The following is a 15,906-nucleotide window of genomic DNA, read 5'->3' as shown; positions in this document are numbered from 1 at the left end:
GGGCCCGGGTCCGTACCGTCCTGCGTGGCGGCAACCGGTCCAAGCCACCGACCACACCCGGCGGCCGACCACGCCGAACACCAACCAAAACAGACCAAAGCAACCAAAATCGACCGCCGACCACGCGCCCGGCACCCGACCACCGAACACCAACCAAAGCCAACCGCGCCCGCACCCCGTCGGCTACGCCTGGTTGAAGAACCCGTCGTGGTTCTGCTGGGTCGGGTCCCCCGTCAACAGGCGTGCGTCGGCCGGCATGAGCAGGAAGACCCGCTTCGCCAGCCGCTCGATCGCACCGCGGCGGCCGAACGTCAGCCCCGAGGCGAAGTCGACGACCCGCTTGGCGTCCGACTCGTCCATCGCCGTCAGGTCGATCACGACCGGAATGTCCTGCCGGAAGTATTCGCCTATCGCTCTTGCCTCGTGGTAGCTCTTCGGGTGAACGACGGCGATCCGCGTGCTCGGCCGAGCCGGCGCCTCCGAGGCGGCTGCCCGCGCGGCGAACACCTCCGACGCCGGCACCACGCTGCCCTCCAGGGCGCGCGAACGCGACTCCTCGGGCTCGTCGTCGTAGACCCAGCGCGACCCCGTGTCGTCGTCCTCTGCGTCGTATGTACCGGTCTCGTAGGCACCCGCGCCGGTGCGGTACAGGTCGTCGTCCACGTCCCCCGAACCGATCCCGAGCCACGAGCCGGCCTTGCGCAATGCGCCCATGGGCACCTCCGCGTCCGCTCGTCCCGGCCCCGTCCGGGCTATCTCGTCATCCTCCACTCGACCGAACTGTATGCGAGTGCCGGGTCTGGTGCGTCGAACGACGCGCCTATAAACGGACAGATCATCCAACCGACCTCGAACGGGCGTACCCAGTGCGGCTTCTGACGCCATTTGAGGTTTTTATCCGCGCATTTCGAATCGAACCGCATCGAAAGTCCGAGCGCGCCATTCGAACACGATAACTCGAACTGTTGTACGAATACCCGAATTTCCGCCACGTCCCCAGCCCCAGAAAAAACGTCGCCCGTCTCCACAATCGTGCGCGGTCCGCCGAACGAGCGCCGAACGAGCGCCGAAGGACGACGAGGACGACGAGGACGACGAGGACGACGAGGACGACGAGGACGACGAGGACAACGGAGGACGACGAGGACAACGGAGGACAACGAAGAACGACGAAGGACGACGAAGGACGACGAAGCACGGCAACCGACCCCTACCGGTGGACCGGGCGCAAGTCGCACACTCGGATGCGACATCTTCGGAGGTGAGCATGGATTCGCCTTTCCGCATCGTGCGGCCCCCTCGTCCGCTCGAAGAGCCGTATCCCTCGCGTTCCCGCATCAACGAACAGGTGGGCGTCGTCTGGGAGTGGGGGATGCGCGAGGATCCCGCGGCGGCCGTCCGGCTCTACCACCAACTCGGCGAGGTCGCGAGCCGGGTGCTCGGCAGCACCGATCGCGACACGCTCAACATCCGCCGCGCATACGCCCACTTCGTCGGCCTGGACGGCGATCCCCGGCGCGCCGCCCAGTTGTTGGCCGGCCTGATCCCGGTCGCCGCGCAACACCTGGGCGCCGGCGACTGGGTCACCCTGGACATGCGGCTGTGTCACGCCCGATTCACCGGCGAGGGCGGCGAACCACCACGCGCCGTAGCCCTGTTCACCCAGCTCGTGGCGGACATGACCCGCGCGCTGGGCGCCGAGGCGGAGAGCACGCTGACCGCGCGCAGCTTCCAGGCCCGGTTCACCGGCGAGTCCGGCGATCCGCTCCGGGCCGCCGCGATGTACGGCACGCTCGCCCTGGACTCGATCCGGATCCTGGGCGCGGACTGCCTGGAGTCGCTGGTCGCCCGCGCGGGACACGCGGTCAATCGCGGCCTCGCGGGCTATCGCGGCGAGGCACTGGCTCTGTACGGCCCGCTGATCGCCGACTTCGCCCGAGTGCTGGGTCCGGATCATGCCGAGACCCGGCAAACCCAGATCTGGCAACAGTATTTCCGAGGGGGAAGCAGCTGATTCCCGCTTCCGCGCGGCGGCTAAAGTGGCCTCGCCTGTACGACCGGAACGGGGAACGGTGGTCATGGAAGCACTGCGCGACGGGGATCCGACGCGGCTCGGGCCGTATCGGCTGCGCGGCCGGTTGGGCGAGGGCGGGATGGGCGAGGTGTTCCTCGGCACGTCTCCGAGCGGGGTCCGGGTCGCGGTCAAGACCGTACGCCCGGAGTTCGCGACGGACCACGGCTTCCGGGACCGCTTCCGGCGCGAGATAGACCTTGCCCGGCGGGTGGACAGCGCGTGGACCGCGCCGATCGCCGAGGCCGACCCGGACGCGCAACCGCCGTGGCTGGCCACCGAATACCTGACCGGACTGTCGCTGTCCGAGGCGATCACCCGGTACGGCCCGCTGCCCGAGGGCGCGCTGCGTGTCCTGGGCGCGCAGTTGGCCGAGGCGCTGATGGCGATCCACCGCGCCGGCCTGATCCATCGCGACCTCAAGCCGTCCAATGTCGTGCTCGGCCGGGATCGGTTGCGGGTGATCGACTTCGGCATCTCGCGTGCGGTGGACGACGGCGGCCAGGGACTGACCGGGACGGGTCGCGTGGTGGGGTCACCGGCGTTCATGTCGCCGGAACAGGCGGCGGGCCGTGTCCTCGGGCCGGCGAGCGACGTGTTCTCGCTCGGCTCGGTACTGGTGTACGCGGCCACCGGGCGCGGGCCGTTCCACCAGGATCCGCCGCTGCCGCAGCTGCAGATGATGTTGCGAGTGCTGCGCGAGGAACCGTCGTTGACCGATGTGCCGGACGGGGTCCGGGACTTGCTCGCCGAGTGCCTGGACAAGGACCCGACCCGTCGGCCCGAGCCGATCGCCGTGCTGGAGCGCTGCATCGGCGACGACGAACCGCCGCCCGCGACTTCGTGGTTGCCGGCCGGACTCGCCGCCGAGCTGGAGCGGCGGCACCTGGGCGATCCGACAACCCCGGTCGAGGTGACGAACTACGCCCCGGAGCCGCCGACTCGGGCCCTGGGCATCGGGGCGGACAACGGCCCATCCGCCGCGACGACCCGGGCAGCACCCATCGGCTCGGGCGCGCCGGTCACCCCCGATGGGTCGTCCGGCCCACCACCCCAGCCGAGCCTGCCACCGACCGTCGGCATGCCGGACCCACCGACCGTTGACATGCCGGACCCGCCGACCGTGGGTGTCCCGGACCCGCCGATCGGCAAGAAGGCATTGGCCCGCCGCACCTTCCTGTTCGGCAGCGGCGCACTCGCCGTGGCCGCGGCGGGCGGCGGCATCGGGTGGCTGCTGATGGGCGACGAGGCGAATCCGGGCAAGCAGGTGTGGTCGTACCAGGCCGGCCCCGCCGCCGGTTCCTCGCTGAGCGTGCAGGGCGAGCTCGTCTACCACGTCGCGGAGGGCACGGGTGGCGGCAAGGGCCAGGTCACCGCGATCGACGCGGAGTCCGGCAAGCAGGTCTGGCGCAAGGCCACCGCGGGCAGTTCGGTGTCCGCACCGCTGACCACGAAGGACCACGTGTTCGTCGTCTCCTGGACGGTGGACACCTCGGCGTCCGTCCCGGAGCCGTCCCAGCCCTCGACCTGCACCGTGCACGCCTTCGACCCGATCAACGGCGAACAACGCTGGTTCCTGGAATACGCGGCCCGCTGGGTCAACCTGCCGGCGGGCCTGGATGGCGGATTGTTGTATCTGGGCGTCGCCGAGGCGAACACGCTCGGCGCCGGCCCCGGGCGGATCGTCGCGATCGACGCGGCCACGCACCGGGAGGTGTGGAAGGCGGACATGTCCCGGGATACCGGACTGCCGGCGACCCCGGTGTTCGCCGGCGGCCTGGTCTACGTGGTCGCCGAGCCCAAGAGCTCCTCGAACCCGGTGGTGATCCACGCCTACGACCGCAACGGCGTTCCGAAGTGGGAAATCCCGTTCAAGGACTGCCCGTGGGGTCGCAACGTGGTGCCGGCCGGCGACCGGGTGCTCGCGCTGGTGACCTCCGGCCGGTTCAACGGCGTGTACACCTGGCAGCGCTACGCCCGCGACGCGAACACCGGCGCCGCGATCTGGGGTCCGATCCCGGTCAAGGGAGGAGCCTGCAACGGCCTCACCCTCGCCGGCGACACCGCGTTCCTGGTCTACGACGCGGCCAGGTCCGGCGTGGTGGCGGTGGACCCGCTCACCGGGGCGCAGGCGTGGAAGTACGAGATGGAGACCCGCTACGTCACCGGCATCACCCGAGTGGGCGACGTCGTCTACGTGGCGAGCCACCCCTCCAAGCCGCAGGCCGGTGTGCTGTCCTCCGCCACCGTCACCGCATCGCCCACGAACGGGCCGGCCACGTCGGTGGACAAGGGCGCCGTCCACGCGCTGGAGGCGAAGACCGGCAATGTCGTCTGGAAGCGCGAGATGCCCTCCTACGGTGCGCTGGAGACGCCGGTCGTGGCCAACGGCAAGGTGTACGTCTCGATGGACGCGACGTCGACCGGCGCGACCGGCGAGGACGGCGCCCAACTGTTCGCACTTGAGGCGAAGACCGGCAAACCGGCCTGGCAGGTCGCGTTGCCGGCGGAGGTGTCCGCACGGGTGGTAGCGGCGAAGGGCAACGTGTACCTCGGGCAGTGGCAACGCGCGGACACCCTGAAGCCGGCGGCATCGGTGGTCGCGTACGAAGGGTGACGCCGGGGCGGATCGGGACCGGGCCGGTCCGGCGGACCTGGTGGGGTCGCGCGGCGACAGCGGCGACACATGAATGTGCGCGAAGCGGGAACGGGAACGAAGTTGCGAGCATGCTCGGCTTCACCACCGCAGCCGCGCCTCGCACCGCCGCACCCACGTCACCCGCTTCACCCGCTTCACCCGCTTCCACTGCCGCATCCACCCTCCACCGCCGCACCTACTCCCCGAGACGAGGAAGCATGGCCGAGTTGGGACCCGTCGACGCCATCGTGTTGGGCTTTCCGGGCCAACGGCTGACCCCGGCCGTGCTGGACGCGTTCGAGTCGGTCGAGGAGCGCGGCGACGTGCGGTTGATCGATGCGCTGATCGTGGTCAAGGACGTCTCGGGCGAGGTGAACAGCCACGAGGTCAGCGAGTTCGAGGGGTTGCGTGACATGGCGGCGGAGTTGGCCGCGCGCGAGATGCTGGGGCTGGCCGGGGACGAGGACGCCGATCAGATCGGGCAGGTCATGCCGCCCGACTCGCTGGTGGTCGTGCTGTTCGTGGAGAACATCTGGGCCCGCGAGGTGGCGACTCGGATCCGCGATTCGGGCGGCCGGCTGCTCTCCTACACCCGCTTGCCGCAGTCCGTACTGGACGATGCGGAAGAGGCACTGGCCGGGACGCCCGACGGCACCTGAAGGGGAACGCATCGATTCCCGGATGGTAAAGCCGGGCAAAATGTCGCAACCCGCCCCACCGATTGGACGTCTCCACCGGTGCAAGGGCACATCCCCAAGCAAGCGGAGGTCGACATGACCGCCAGGATTCGCCGTACGGCCGCCATCACACTGGCCGCCGGACTCCTCCTCTCCGCCGGCGCCGCCGCTCCGGCACTCGCCGCCGACGGCGGTGCACCACCCGGCGCGCATCAGTCCCGACGGATCGGTGTCGTGGAGAAGGTAACCGCCTTCTACGACCAGTACCTGTCCGCCGTCAACGGCACCAACCCGAACATGGACCCGACCGAGGTTCGCAACGAGTTCCTCACCCCCGAACTGAACGCCCGCCTGGACGCATGGGCCGAGCAGAACATGGCCGACCCGGTCTTCCGCGCCCAGAACACCCCGCAGAGCCGCGACGTCCGCTACGAGGGCAGCGGCGCGGGCAGCGCAACGGTGATCGTCACCGAACACTTCGGCGACTCCACGATCGACGTCTGGTACCGGGTCCCCCTGGCCGGCGGCCGCATCACGGACCTCACCGACGCACCGCAGTAGCCGGCACCCACACCGGCACACCGGGCGAGGGCGCCTCCGCTTCGGCGGGGGCGCCCTTCCGTGTGCCGGCGGGGGTCGCCGATCAGGTCCGTGCGCCGGCGGGAGTCGCCGGTCAGGCGGATTCGGTCGGGAGGCCGGCGTCGGTCCAGTCCTCGATGCCCTCGGCGTACTTGCGGACGTTGGTGTAGCCCAGGTGGGTGAGGCGGTCGGCGACCTGGCCGCTGTTCGGGCACGCAGGGTTGGAGCAGTACGTGACGATCGCCGCGTCGCGATCGGGCAGCAGGGTCGGGGCGAGCGTGTCCACCTCGTCCCGGACCAGGGCGAGTGCGCCGGGCAGGTGCTGCTTGGCCCAGTACTCGCCGCCGAGCGCGTCGACGACGGTCACGGTGCCGGCCGCGATCTCGGCGCGCAGTTCGTCCCGGGTGATCAGTGCGGTCATGGTGGTGCCTCCATCATGGCAAGAATCGGACTATAGTCCGGTTGTGGCTCACGACGACACTAACGGACCGCAGTCCGGTTATGCAATCCATCTGGACCTGCTCCGCACCCCACCCCCCAGGGAACGCGCCGACGCGGCCCGCAACCGCGCCGCGGTACTCGAGGCCGCCGCAAGACTGTTCGCCGAACACGGCGTGGCGGCGGTATCGATGGACCAGGTGGCGGCGGCGGCCGGCGTCGGCAAGGGCACCCTCTTCCGCCGCTTCGGCGACAAATCGGGCCTGGCCACGGCACTTCTCGACACCCGAGAGCGCGCACTGCAAGAGGCGATCCTGCACGGCCCACCACCCCTGGGCCCGGGAGCACCGGCGGACGAACGCCTCACCGCATTCGTCGACGCCTACCTCGACTACCTACTGGAACACCTGGACCTGGTCCGCATGTCGGAGACGTCCTCCCCCGGCGCCCGCCACCGCATCGGCGCCTACCGCTTCTGGCACCGCCACGTGACGATCCTGCTGGACGACGCCGCGACGCCGGACCCGGAGCACGCGGCACACGCGCTCCTGGCCTCCCTGGCGGCCGAACACGTCACCGCCCTGCTTCCGGACCTGGGCCCGGAACGGATCCGCGCGGGCGTACTCCGCCTGGCCCGCGCCGTGGTGCATCCCTAGCCCGGCTGACGGGCCGACCGATGCCGCGTATCGGTCATCGCGCGAGGCCCCGAAGGGCCGATACGTCAGCGGCCGACCGCCGTTGCGGGGTGCGCCCGCCAACTCTCCTCGTACGGGATCCGCGTGCCCGGCGTGTGGCCCGCGTCGAGGTGCGCGAGCAGAGTCTCGACGTAGAGGTTCTTCCCGTCCGTACGCATCGGGGCGATCTTCGCGCCGGAGAACTTCCGGACGATGCTCGCGTCGGCGTCCGTCCACAGGCGGTCCGCGGCGAGCGCCAAACGGTCGAGGAGGTACTCGAACGTGGCGTGTGAGAACTGGAGTTCCGACCCGGCGGGCGGTTCGAGAGTGGGGTGAGCCGTGAAACCGCGCAGCTTGACCAGCGCGTCGGACTCGGGGATGGCCTCACCCTCCTCGGCCGTCGCCAGGTTCTCCAGATGGTTCAGCCCGTTGCGCAACCGCTGCGTGACGCCCTGCTCGGTGCGCTCCGACACACACCGCCCGACGAGTTCGGCACCGTTCAGCGACAACGACGCGGCGGCGAGATACTGCCCATGGCTCACCAACAGTCCCGCCGACGCGATGAATTCGCGCAGCACACCGGCGGTGTACAGGTACTTGCAGCCGTACGGCGGTATCCCGTACCGCGCGGAGACCGGCGCCCAGACCTCGGCCTCACCCCGCGGCAGCGCGTGCCGGGTACGGCGAATCGATGACTTCATGGCCACATGGGTACCGGTGCGGGCAATCCTCCGACAACCGGATTTCTCCCCGAAGCAGCCCGATCGGCCACGCCGGGGGCGGGCTCAATCGCCCGTCGGCTTCGTGGTTCGGGTGGTGGGTGAGGTCGGGTGTGCCGTCGGGTCCGTCGGGTGGTGGCGAAAGAGGATCGGGGCTGCGGCCAGGGCGGCCAACAGGGTTCCCGCGCCCGCCAGTTGGAGGGCGCCGGCGCCGCCGAGCGAGGTGGCGGCGGGGCCGCCGAGTGCCGTGCCGGTCAGGTTCGCGCCGTTGAGGGCCGCGCCGGCGGAGGCGAAGGCGCGGCCTCGGGTCTCGCGCGGGACGCGGGCGTGGATGAGGTTGCGGATGGCCAGGTTCTGTAGCGCGTTGGCCACGCCGGTGAGGACGAACGCGGCGAAGGCGAAGGCGAATATCGGCACGGTCGCGCCGACGAACAGGGCCCCGCCCATCATCACCCCGGCCCCCGTCAACACCCGGGGCTGCCAGGCCAACGGGATGCGCGCGGCCAGGAACGCCGCGGCGAGGAGCATCCCGATGGTGTGCCCGGCGACCAGCCACCCGTAGCCGGCGTCCGAGGCGCCCAGGTCGTCCCGAATGAAGAAGACCCGCGCCACGTTCATCATCGCGGTGAATACGATCGCCGTCGCCAGCGCCGGGATCGCCACCCGCAACAACCGATCGCCACCGAGCACGCCCACCCCCTGACGCACCTGGCCGAGCCACCCGAGCCGCGCACCGCCGGCCGCCGTCGGCTCCCGGCGGATCCGCAGCACGACGAACACGCCGGCCACCACCGCGAAGGACCCCGCGTTGCCCAGCAGCACGGCCCGATCACCGACCGCGGCCACCAACACCCCGGCCGCCGCCGGGCCCACCGCATTGCCGACCGAGCGAAACGTCTCCAGACGGGCGAACCCTCGGGGCGTGTCCGCGTCGCCCACGATCTCCGGTACGAGCAGTTGCAGGGTCGGCGAAACCACCGCAAGGCCCGCACCCAGCAGCACCAGAAGCACGATGGTGGCCACCACGTCCGTGGTGAGCGCCAACCCGAGCGCGACCACCGCCTGGAACCCGGTCACCGCCACGACCAGCCGACCGCTCTCGACCCGGTCGAGCAACGGTCCCGCCAACGGACCGACCACCACGAGCGGCAGCACACTCGCGATCACCAGCGCGGAGATCACCGCCCCGGACCGCCCCTGATCGTGTAATCGCAGGGTCAACACGACCATCGCCATCTGGTCCCCCATCGAGGACAACCCGTAGGCGGCGGCCACCACGGAGAGCACGACATTCGGATTCCGGCGCATCCGGCGATGCTGCCGGCCACGGGGGCGTCCGGGTATGGCCGGCGTGTTGCGGGCAGGGGATTAACCCCGGGCGCGGACGATGTTGTCGCAGTGATCGCACAAGTCGGTCATGGATCGGGTTCGCGGTCTCGACGGTCGTCCCGGTCCCTCCTCTCCGGATGCCCGGACAGACAGCAGGAGTTGACGAAGATGGCGGAGCGAGCTCGGATCGGTGTCACCGGACTGGCCGTGATGGGGCGCAACCTGGCCCGCAACTTTGCCCGGCACGGCCACACCGTCGCCGTGCACAATCGCACCTCGGCCAAGACCCGTGCCCTGGTCGAGGAATTCGGTGGCGAGGGCACTTTCCTACCCGCCGATACGGCCGAGGAGTTCGTGGCGCTACTGGAGCCGCCGCGGCGGCTGGTGATCATGGTCAAGGCCGGGGCGCCCACCGACGCGGTGATCGACGAGTTCGCCGCACTTCTCGAACCCGGCGACATGATCGTCGACGGCGGCAACGCGCACTTCGCCGACACCCGCCGCCGCGAGGCCGAGCTGCGCGAGCGCGGCATCCACTTCGTCGGCACCGGGATCTCCGGCGGCGAGGAGGGCGCCCTGCTCGGCCCGAGCATCATGCCCGGTGGCTCCCCCCAGTCCTACGCCGCGCTCGGCCCGATCCTGGAGGACATCGCCGCGAAGGTGGACGGCGTACCGTGTTGCGCGCACATGGGCCCGGACGGCGCCGGTCACTTCGTCAAGATGGTGCACAACGGCATCGAGTACGCCGACATGCAGCTGATCGCCGAGGCGTACGACCTGCTCGATCGCGCCTTGGGGATGCAACCCGCGCAGATCGCCGAGGTGTTCAAGACCTGGAACACCGGCCGGCTGGAGTCCTACCTGATCGAGATCACCGCCGAGGTGCTCGCACACATCGACGCGGCCACCGACAGGCCGTTCGTCGACGTGGTCCAGGACCGGGCCGAACAGAAGGGCACCGGCCGCTGGACCGTGCAGACCGCCCTCGACCTGGGGGTTCCGGTCAGCGGCATCGCCGAGGCGGTGTTCGCCCGGTCCCTGTCCGGCCACGCCGACCTGCGCGCGGCGGCGCAGGGTCTGCCCGGACCGACCCGCACCACGCTCGACGGCGAGGACGCGGACCGCTTCGCCGACGACGTCGAGCAGGCGCTGTACGCGTCCAAGATCGTGGCCTACGCGCAGGGCATCCACCAGATCGAGGCAGGCAGTGCCGAATACGACTGGTCGATCGACCCGGGTACGGTCGCCGAGATCTGGCGCGGCGGCTGCATCATCCGGGCCCGCTTCCTGAACCGGATCCGGGAGGCGTACGACGCCGACCGCAAGCCCGACTCGTTGCTGACCGCCGACTACTTCCGGAACGCGATCGGCGGCGCCCAGGACGCCTGGCGTCGAGTGGTGGCCACCGCCGCCGAACTGGGCATCCCCACCCCCGGCTTCGCCGCCGCGCTGTCCTACTACGACGGCCTGCGCTCGCCGCGACTGCCGGCTGCGCTGATCCAGGGCCAGCGGGACTTCTTCGGCGCGCACACCTACCGCCGAGTGGACCGCGAGGGCTCCTTCCACACCGAGTGGTCCGGCGACCGCACGGAACACGCGGTCTGACCGAGGGCCCGGCCCGAAGACCACAGGTCACCGGCCGCCCGCCACCGGCCACAACCCGCCGTCCGCCGTCCGCCGTCCGCCGTCCGGCAGGGACCACAGGTCGGTCCCTGCCGGCTCGGCCCGTCTCAGTCCGGCCCGTCTCACCCCGGCCCGGCCCAGCCCGCCGGGCGCGATCCACACCGGCCAGCCCGATCAGCCCCGCCTCACTCCCACCGCCCCGCCAGCAGCCGGGTCATCGCACCCGTCAACGACCCGCGCAACTGCCGGCGCACCGGCGGTGTCAGGTGCCGCAACCACAGATGCGCCGCCCGATCGCCCATCAGCCCCACACACAACAGCGGATCCTCGAACAGGAACGCCGGGGCATGCCAGTTCATGCACGCGTTCGGATCGGGGTCCACCGCCGGCACCCGCCGGATGCCGACCGCGGCCAGCCCGGTGGCACACAACAGACAACAACCGCTTCCGAGATCGCCGCCCGGGTCGGCGAACTCGCCGGTCTCCAAAGGCAGTCCGAGCATCCGGGCCTGCTGGAGGCAATCCATCTCGGCGTGCAGCCCGCGCTTGGGCGAGCCCTCGAAAATCCGCCGGCCGAAGCTCATCACGCACTCCGCGTCGGGCTTGGCCGGCACCGCCCGCCCGAACGTCTCGACCCGCCCCTCGGCGACCCGCACCCACCCCACCCAGTCACCGGCGATCTTCGGCACGATCATCTCCGCGGGGGGCGTCTGCACCCGGCCACCGGAAACCTTCGGACAGTACTCGCAGTGCATGGCGCCTCCCCAGGGACGACATGCCGCAAGCTAGCGTGCGCGGGGTCGGGGCCGCCAGCACAAGACCGGCCGAAAACCACCGGAAAATCACCACTTGTGCGGCCGAAGGGACTCGAACCCTCATATCCTCTCGGACGGCAGGACCTAAACCTGCTGCGTCAACCAATTGCGCCACGGCCGCGCGCGACCGACCTGCGCGACAACGCCCCGAGGTCGACCACGCTTCATGCTAGTGCCCGCCGCATCGAGCGGCCGGCACATATCCCCCCGCGACCAACCGTCCGGCCGAGCCCGGGCCGCCGCCGAGCCGGTACCGACGCCGACGCCGAGCCGACACCCGGGCGCCCCCAACGCGCACGCTCAGCGAATCAGTCGCCCGGTCGCCCGCCGCGCCATCGCCAACGCGCTCTCCCGAGTCGTCCCGCCGAGCCCGAGCACCGTGCGCGTACTCAACCCCTCCAGCAGCGCGAGCAGCTCCGACGCGACCGCTTCCGGGTCGTCGATCAGCAGTACGTCCCGGTCCGCGCCCCGGACCAGGATCGTGACCAGGTCGGCCTGCCAGCCGAGGTCGATCTCGTCCTGAGCCACCCGCAGTTCCGCGTTGCCGGCCGTCCTGGCCCAGAGCTCCAACCACAACATCCAGCGCGGATCGCGCGGGCCGACCGGCAGGTACAGGTCCAGGAACAGGTCCAGCTTGCGGTCCGCCGCGACCCGGCGCGCGAGCAGTCGGGCGCGCTCCTCGCCCAGCCGGTCCTCGCTCCAGCGCAGCGCGGCCAGCAGCAGCTGATCCTTGCTGCCGAAGTAGTACAGGATGTGCCCGCCGCTGGTGCCCAGGCGCTCGGCGAGGCCGGACATCGTCAGCTTGGCCAAGCCGTGCTCGGCGATCGCCGCGATGGCCTCCTCGAGCATCCGGTCCTGGGCGATCCGACCGTCGCTCCGCCTCGTGGCCACCACCGACACCCGCCTTTCGACCGCGCGGCCGACCCGCTCGCGCAAGGGCTCGACCCTATCCCGCCGGCGACGGATACCTTGAACGACAGTCAAATTCTGGTCGGGTTCGCCACGAACTCTTGACACCCTCCCCACCCACAGCGCACCTTGAGTGGCGTTCAAAGTTCTTGAATGCCATTCAAGCTTCCGGTCCGGTCTCACGTCCTCGAAGCCGAGCCGCACACCACGAAGAGGAGGTCCGGTGACCCTGCCCCGCACGGACTCCACAGGCGACTCCGCGAGCAGAACCGCGAGCGCCGGCCCGAGCGTCACCCCGCCCGGCTTCGGTACGGGGGTCGCCTCCGACGAGCTCTTCCAGGTGGAGACCCACGGCATCGACCCGATCCCGGACGACGAACGGCACGGCAGCGCCAAGGACGTCTTCTGGCTCTGGTTCGGCTCGAACCTGTCGTTCACGTTCGTCATCAACGGCACCCTCGCGGTGATGTTCGGCCTGTCCTTCTGGGCCGCCATCGCCGTGGTCGTGGTCACCGGCCTGTCGTTCTTCGCGGTCGGCGCGCTCGGCTTCGCGGGTGTCCGCACCGGCACCGCGACCCTGGTGATCTCGCGCGCCGCGTTCGGCGTACACGGCAACTTCCCGGCCGGGCTGCTCAACTGGGTCGTCGGAATCGGCTACACGATTCTCAACACCGTCGTCGGCACCTTCGCGCTGGAAGGACTGTTCGCCAAGCTCGGCTGGGCCGGCGGCGACCTCGCCCGGGTGGCCGCGCTCGCGATCACCCTCTCGCTCACCTTCGCCGTCGCGATGTGGGGGCACGCCACCGTGCAGGCCGCCGAACGCTGGATGGCCTACGTACTGGGCATCGGCTTCGGCCTGCTGATCCTGTTCGTGGTTCCGGGCCTGGAGACCGGAGCGGCGCCGGAGACCTCGAACACCTTCCACGCGATCTCGCTCGCCGTGCTCGTCCTGGTCGCCGGCCCGATCTCCTACCTGCCGATGCCCTCGGACTACACCCGCTACCTGCCCCGGGACACCTCGCTGCGCTCGATCACCCTGTGGGGCGCGGCCGGCGGCATGCTCTCCTCGGTGCTGCTCGGCGTGGTCGGCGTGGCCGCGGCCACCCAGGCGGACATGACCGACCCGGTGGCCGGGGTCGCCGACCTGGTGCCGAACTGGTTCGAGGCGCTGTTCCTGCTGCTCGTGGTGGGCGGCTCGATCACCAACTCGATCCTGACCCTGTACTCCTCCAGCCTGAACCTCCAGGTGCTCGGCATCCCGTGGTCGCGCTCCAAGGGCATCCTGGTCAGCACCGCGTTCATCCTGGTCGGCTCGTTGTGGGCGCTGTTCAACGGCAACTTCACCGACAACCTGACCAGCTTCCTGTCCGTGCTCGTGGTGGTGTTCGCGCCGTGGGGCGGGGTGTTCATCGCGGACACGCTGATGCGCCGCTGCCGCTACGACGCCGACGGCCTGCACGACATGCGCGGCGGCGCCTACTGGTACCGCAACGGCTTCCATCCCGCCGGGATGATCGCGCTCGGCGCCGGCATCGTCTTCGCGTGCCTGACCGCCGAGTCCGCGCTGTGGACCGGCGCGCTGGTGGAGACCTTCGACGGCGACTTCACCCTGCTCGGCGCGGTCGTCTCCGGCGTCCTGTACTGGCTGCTCGCCCGCCGCGAACCGCAGTTCGCCGAGCACTGACCCACGGCACACCTCACCCCGAGACCCCCGACCCACACCACCGATCACCCCGAGGCCCCCGGCCCGCCCCCGCACCACGTTTCCGCACCATCCCTGGAGTCACCGTGTCCCGCACCGCCGATCTGGTCCTGCGCAACGCCCGCATCCACACCGTGGACCCCGACCTTCCCGAGGCCGAGGCACTCGCCGTCCGCGCGGGCCGGATCGCCTGGGTGGGCGCGGACGCCGACGCCGCGGACTGGATCGGCCCGGACACCACAGTGCTCGACGGTGCCGGGCGGCGCGTGTTGCCCGGCTTCATCGACGCGCACAACCACGTGCGGCTCGGCTCGGACGACGCGTGCGTGCAGTTGGCGGGCGTGCGCACGCTGGCCGGCATCCACGAGCGGATCGGCGCCTGGCTGGCGGCCAACCCGGACGCCGAGTGGATCGAGGCGGAGGCGTTCGACTACTCGGCGATCCCGGACGGCCGGATGCCGCGCGCGAGCGACCTGGACCCGGTCACGGGCGCGGTGCCGGCCTTCGTGCTCAGCTACGACGTGCACACCGCGTGGCTCAACAGCGCCGCGATCAAGCGGCTCGGCATCACCCGGGACAGCGACATCCTGCCGTTCGGCCGGGTGGACAAGGACGCCGAGACCGGCGAGCCGACCGGCTTCATCAAGGACTTCGCGGTCCGCGGCCTCTCCCGGGACGGGCACCGCGCACTGCGCGACCTGGGCCTGCCGTGGGCGTCGGCCGACCGGCAGTACGGCCGACTGGCCAAGAGCCTGGACGACGCGATCCGGTTCGGCATCACCACGGTGGTCGAGCCGCAGAACTCGCTCGACGACCTGGCCCTGTACACCCGTGCCCGACAGGAGGGCCGGCTGCGCTCGCGGATCGTCGCGGCGCTGTTCCACCCGCGCGGCACCACTGCGGCGGATCTGGACGAGTTCGCCGAGGCCGCGCGCACGTACGCGGACGACCGACTGCGGGTGGGCCCGCTCAAGCTGTACATCGACGACGTGGTCGAACCGCGCACGGCCGCGCTCCTGGAGCCGTACCGAGGTTGTGCGCACCACCGGGGCGAGACGTTCTACCCGGCCGAGGAGTTCGCCGACCTGCTGGCCGAGTTGGACGGACGCGGCTTCCAGTGCTTCGTGCACGCCACCGGCGACCGGGGCATCCGCACCGTCCTGGACGCGGTCGAGCACGCCCGTACGGTCAACGGCGCGCGGGACGCGCGGCACCAGGTCGTGCACGTGGAGTGCCTGGACCCGGCGGACGTGTCGCGCTTCGCCGAGTTGGGCGTGGTCGCCTGCATGCAGCCGCGGCACTGTGCGCCGGAGATCGCCGGGCCCGGTCAGGATTGGGCGGAGAACGTCGGCGAGGAGCGCTGGCACAAGGCGTGGCCGATGCGCAGCCTGCATGCCGCCGGTGCGGTGTTGGCGCTGTCCAGCGACTGGAACGTGGCCGAGATGGACCCGATGGTCGGCGTGTACACCGCGCTCACCCGGGCGCCGCTGGCCGGCGGCCCGTCCTGGATCCCGGCCGAGACGCTCGACGTCGAGACCACCGTGCACGGCTACACGATGGGTTCGGCGTACGCGAACTTCCTGGAGCACGAACGCGGTTCGCTCACCGTCGGCAAGCTCGCCGACTTCGTCGTGCTCTCCCGGGACATCATGACCATCGCCCCGGCCGAGATCCCCGGCACGGTCTGCGACGTGGTCGCGGTCGGCGGCGAGATCGTGCACACCGCCTGATC

Annotated in this window: 14 protein-coding genes and 1 tRNA gene; 8 read left to right on the top strand and 7 right to left on the bottom strand. The window is 70.7% G+C overall.

Annotation, left to right across the window (positions count from 1 at the left end; genetic code table 11):
- Positions 1-183 precede the first annotated feature (183 nt).
- A complete protein-coding gene (locus tag ACZOOI_RS19120) occupies positions 184-714 on the bottom strand; it encodes a cell division protein SepF (protein ID WP_465276997.1) in 531 nt (176 codons plus the stop codon).
- Positions 715-1,267: 553 nt separating this feature from the next.
- Here ACZOOI_RS19120 and ACZOOI_RS19115 point away from each other — a divergent pair.
- The 4 genes from ACZOOI_RS19115 (at position 1,268) to ACZOOI_RS19100 (ending at position 5,947) form a co-directional block, all read left to right on the top strand.
- On the top strand, positions 1,268-2,014 hold the full coding sequence (locus ACZOOI_RS19115; protein WP_465276996.1) for a hypothetical protein: 747 nt from the start codon (positions 1,268-1,270) through the stop codon (positions 2,012-2,014).
- A 64-nt stretch (positions 2,015-2,078) separates the two neighbouring features.
- A complete protein-coding gene (locus ACZOOI_RS19110) occupies positions 2,079-4,688 on the top strand; it encodes a protein kinase domain-containing protein (protein WP_465276995.1) in 2,610 nt (869 codons plus the stop codon).
- Positions 4,689-4,927: 239 nt separating this feature from the next.
- Positions 4,928-5,368: a DUF6325 family protein gene (locus tag ACZOOI_RS19105; protein WP_465276994.1), complete on the top strand. Its 441-nt coding sequence runs from the start codon at positions 4,928-4,930 to the stop codon at positions 5,366-5,368.
- 114 nt (positions 5,369-5,482) lie between these two features.
- The gene (locus tag ACZOOI_RS19100; protein WP_465276993.1) at positions 5,483-5,947 is read left to right on the top strand and encodes a YqhG/Tai3 family protein; all 465 of its coding nucleotides are present in this window, start codon (positions 5,483-5,485) and stop codon (positions 5,945-5,947) included.
- 112 nt (positions 5,948-6,059) lie between these two features.
- Here ACZOOI_RS19100 and ACZOOI_RS19095 read toward each other — a convergent pair whose 3' ends face one another.
- Positions 6,060-6,386 (bottom strand): rhodanese-like domain-containing protein, encoded by a 327-nt coding sequence (locus ACZOOI_RS19095; RefSeq protein WP_465276992.1) that lies wholly within the window; start codon positions 6,384-6,386, stop codon positions 6,060-6,062.
- Between the two features lie 43 nt (positions 6,387-6,429).
- Here ACZOOI_RS19095 and ACZOOI_RS19090 point away from each other — a divergent pair, with 43 nt between their 5' ends.
- Positions 6,430-7,059 carry a TetR/AcrR family transcriptional regulator gene (locus tag ACZOOI_RS19090; RefSeq protein ID WP_465276991.1) on the top strand — a complete coding sequence of 210 codons (630 nt, stop codon included), beginning with the start codon at positions 6,430-6,432 and terminating at the stop codon, positions 7,057-7,059.
- A 65-nt stretch (positions 7,060-7,124) separates the two neighbouring features.
- Here ACZOOI_RS19090 and ACZOOI_RS19085 read toward each other — a convergent pair whose 3' ends face one another.
- Together ACZOOI_RS19085 and ACZOOI_RS19080 are read right to left on the bottom strand one after the other, a co-directional pair.
- The gene (locus ACZOOI_RS19085; protein ID WP_465276990.1) at positions 7,125-7,778 is read right to left on the bottom strand and encodes a hypothetical protein; all 654 of its coding nucleotides are present in this window, start codon (positions 7,776-7,778) and stop codon (positions 7,125-7,127) included.
- An 84-nt stretch (positions 7,779-7,862) separates the two neighbouring features.
- On the bottom strand, positions 7,863-9,104 hold the full coding sequence (locus ACZOOI_RS19080) for an MFS transporter (protein WP_465276989.1): 1,242 nt from the start codon (positions 9,102-9,104) through the stop codon (positions 7,863-7,865).
- Positions 9,105-9,293: 189 nt separating this feature from the next.
- Here ACZOOI_RS19080 and gndA point away from each other — a divergent pair, with 189 nt between their 5' ends.
- Positions 9,294-10,730: an NADP-dependent phosphogluconate dehydrogenase gene (gene gndA / locus ACZOOI_RS19075; protein WP_465276988.1), complete on the top strand. Its 1,437-nt coding sequence runs from the start codon at positions 9,294-9,296 to the stop codon at positions 10,728-10,730.
- Positions 10,731-10,933: 203 nt separating this feature from the next.
- On the opposite strand, the gene ACZOOI_RS19070 is transcribed toward gndA, so the two are convergent.
- From ACZOOI_RS19070 to ACZOOI_RS19060, 3 genes are all read right to left on the bottom strand, one after another.
- Positions 10,934-11,464, bottom strand: coding sequence for a hypothetical protein (locus ACZOOI_RS19070; RefSeq protein WP_465276987.1), 531 nt, complete (start codon positions 11,462-11,464; stop codon positions 10,934-10,936).
- Positions 11,465-11,600: 136 nt separating this feature from the next.
- Positions 11,601-11,684 (bottom strand) — tRNA-Leu (locus tag ACZOOI_RS19065).
- Between the two features lie 179 nt (positions 11,685-11,863).
- The gene (locus tag ACZOOI_RS19060; RefSeq protein ID WP_391588959.1) at positions 11,864-12,499 is read right to left on the bottom strand and encodes a TetR/AcrR family transcriptional regulator; all 636 of its coding nucleotides are present in this window, start codon (positions 12,497-12,499) and stop codon (positions 11,864-11,866) included.
- A gap of 196 nt (positions 12,500-12,695) precedes the next feature.
- On the opposite strand from ACZOOI_RS19060, the gene ACZOOI_RS19055 reads away from it, so the two are divergent.
- Both ACZOOI_RS19055 and ACZOOI_RS19050 read left to right on the top strand, forming a co-directional pair.
- Positions 12,696-14,156, top strand: a complete 1,461-nt coding sequence (locus ACZOOI_RS19055; protein ID WP_465276986.1) for a purine-cytosine permease family protein — start codon at positions 12,696-12,698, stop codon at positions 14,154-14,156.
- A gap of 104 nt (positions 14,157-14,260) precedes the next feature.
- A complete protein-coding gene (locus tag ACZOOI_RS19050; RefSeq protein WP_465276985.1) occupies positions 14,261-15,904 on the top strand; it encodes an amidohydrolase in 1,644 nt (547 codons plus the stop codon).
- Positions 15,905-15,906: the final 2 nt, after the last annotated feature.

The sequence above is a fragment of the Embleya sp. L77 genome, assembly GCF_055557415.1.
The sequence above is the reverse complement of the archived record's forward strand: the minus strand, read 5'-3'. Positions and strand labels throughout refer to the sequence as shown.

Excerpts from the sequence above, each read along its gene's own strand:
- ACZOOI_RS19120 (WP_465276997.1), bottom strand. The coding sequence starts at position 714 with ATGGGCGCATTGCGCAAGGCCGGCTCGTGGCTCGGGATCGGTTCGGGG.
- ACZOOI_RS19115 (WP_465276996.1), top strand. The coding sequence starts at position 1,268 with ATGGATTCGCCTTTCCGCATCGTGCGGCCCCCTCGTCCGCTCGAAGAG.
- ACZOOI_RS19110 (WP_465276995.1), top strand. The coding sequence starts at position 2,079 with ATGGAAGCACTGCGCGACGGGGATCCGACGCGGCTCGGGCCGTATCGG.
- ACZOOI_RS19105 (WP_465276994.1), top strand. The coding sequence starts at position 4,928 with ATGGCCGAGTTGGGACCCGTCGACGCCATCGTGTTGGGCTTTCCGGGC.
- ACZOOI_RS19100 (WP_465276993.1), top strand. The coding sequence starts at position 5,483 with ATGACCGCCAGGATTCGCCGTACGGCCGCCATCACACTGGCCGCCGGA.
- ACZOOI_RS19095 (WP_465276992.1), bottom strand. The coding sequence starts at position 6,386 with ATGACCGCACTGATCACCCGGGACGAACTGCGCGCCGAGATCGCGGCC.
- ACZOOI_RS19085 (WP_465276990.1), bottom strand. The coding sequence starts at position 7,778 with ATGAAGTCATCGATTCGCCGTACCCGGCACGCGCTGCCGCGGGGTGAG.
- ACZOOI_RS19080 (WP_465276989.1), bottom strand. The coding sequence starts at position 9,104 with ATGCGCCGGAATCCGAATGTCGTGCTCTCCGTGGTGGCCGCCGCCTAC.
- gndA (WP_465276988.1), top strand. The coding sequence starts at position 9,294 with ATGGCGGAGCGAGCTCGGATCGGTGTCACCGGACTGGCCGTGATGGGG.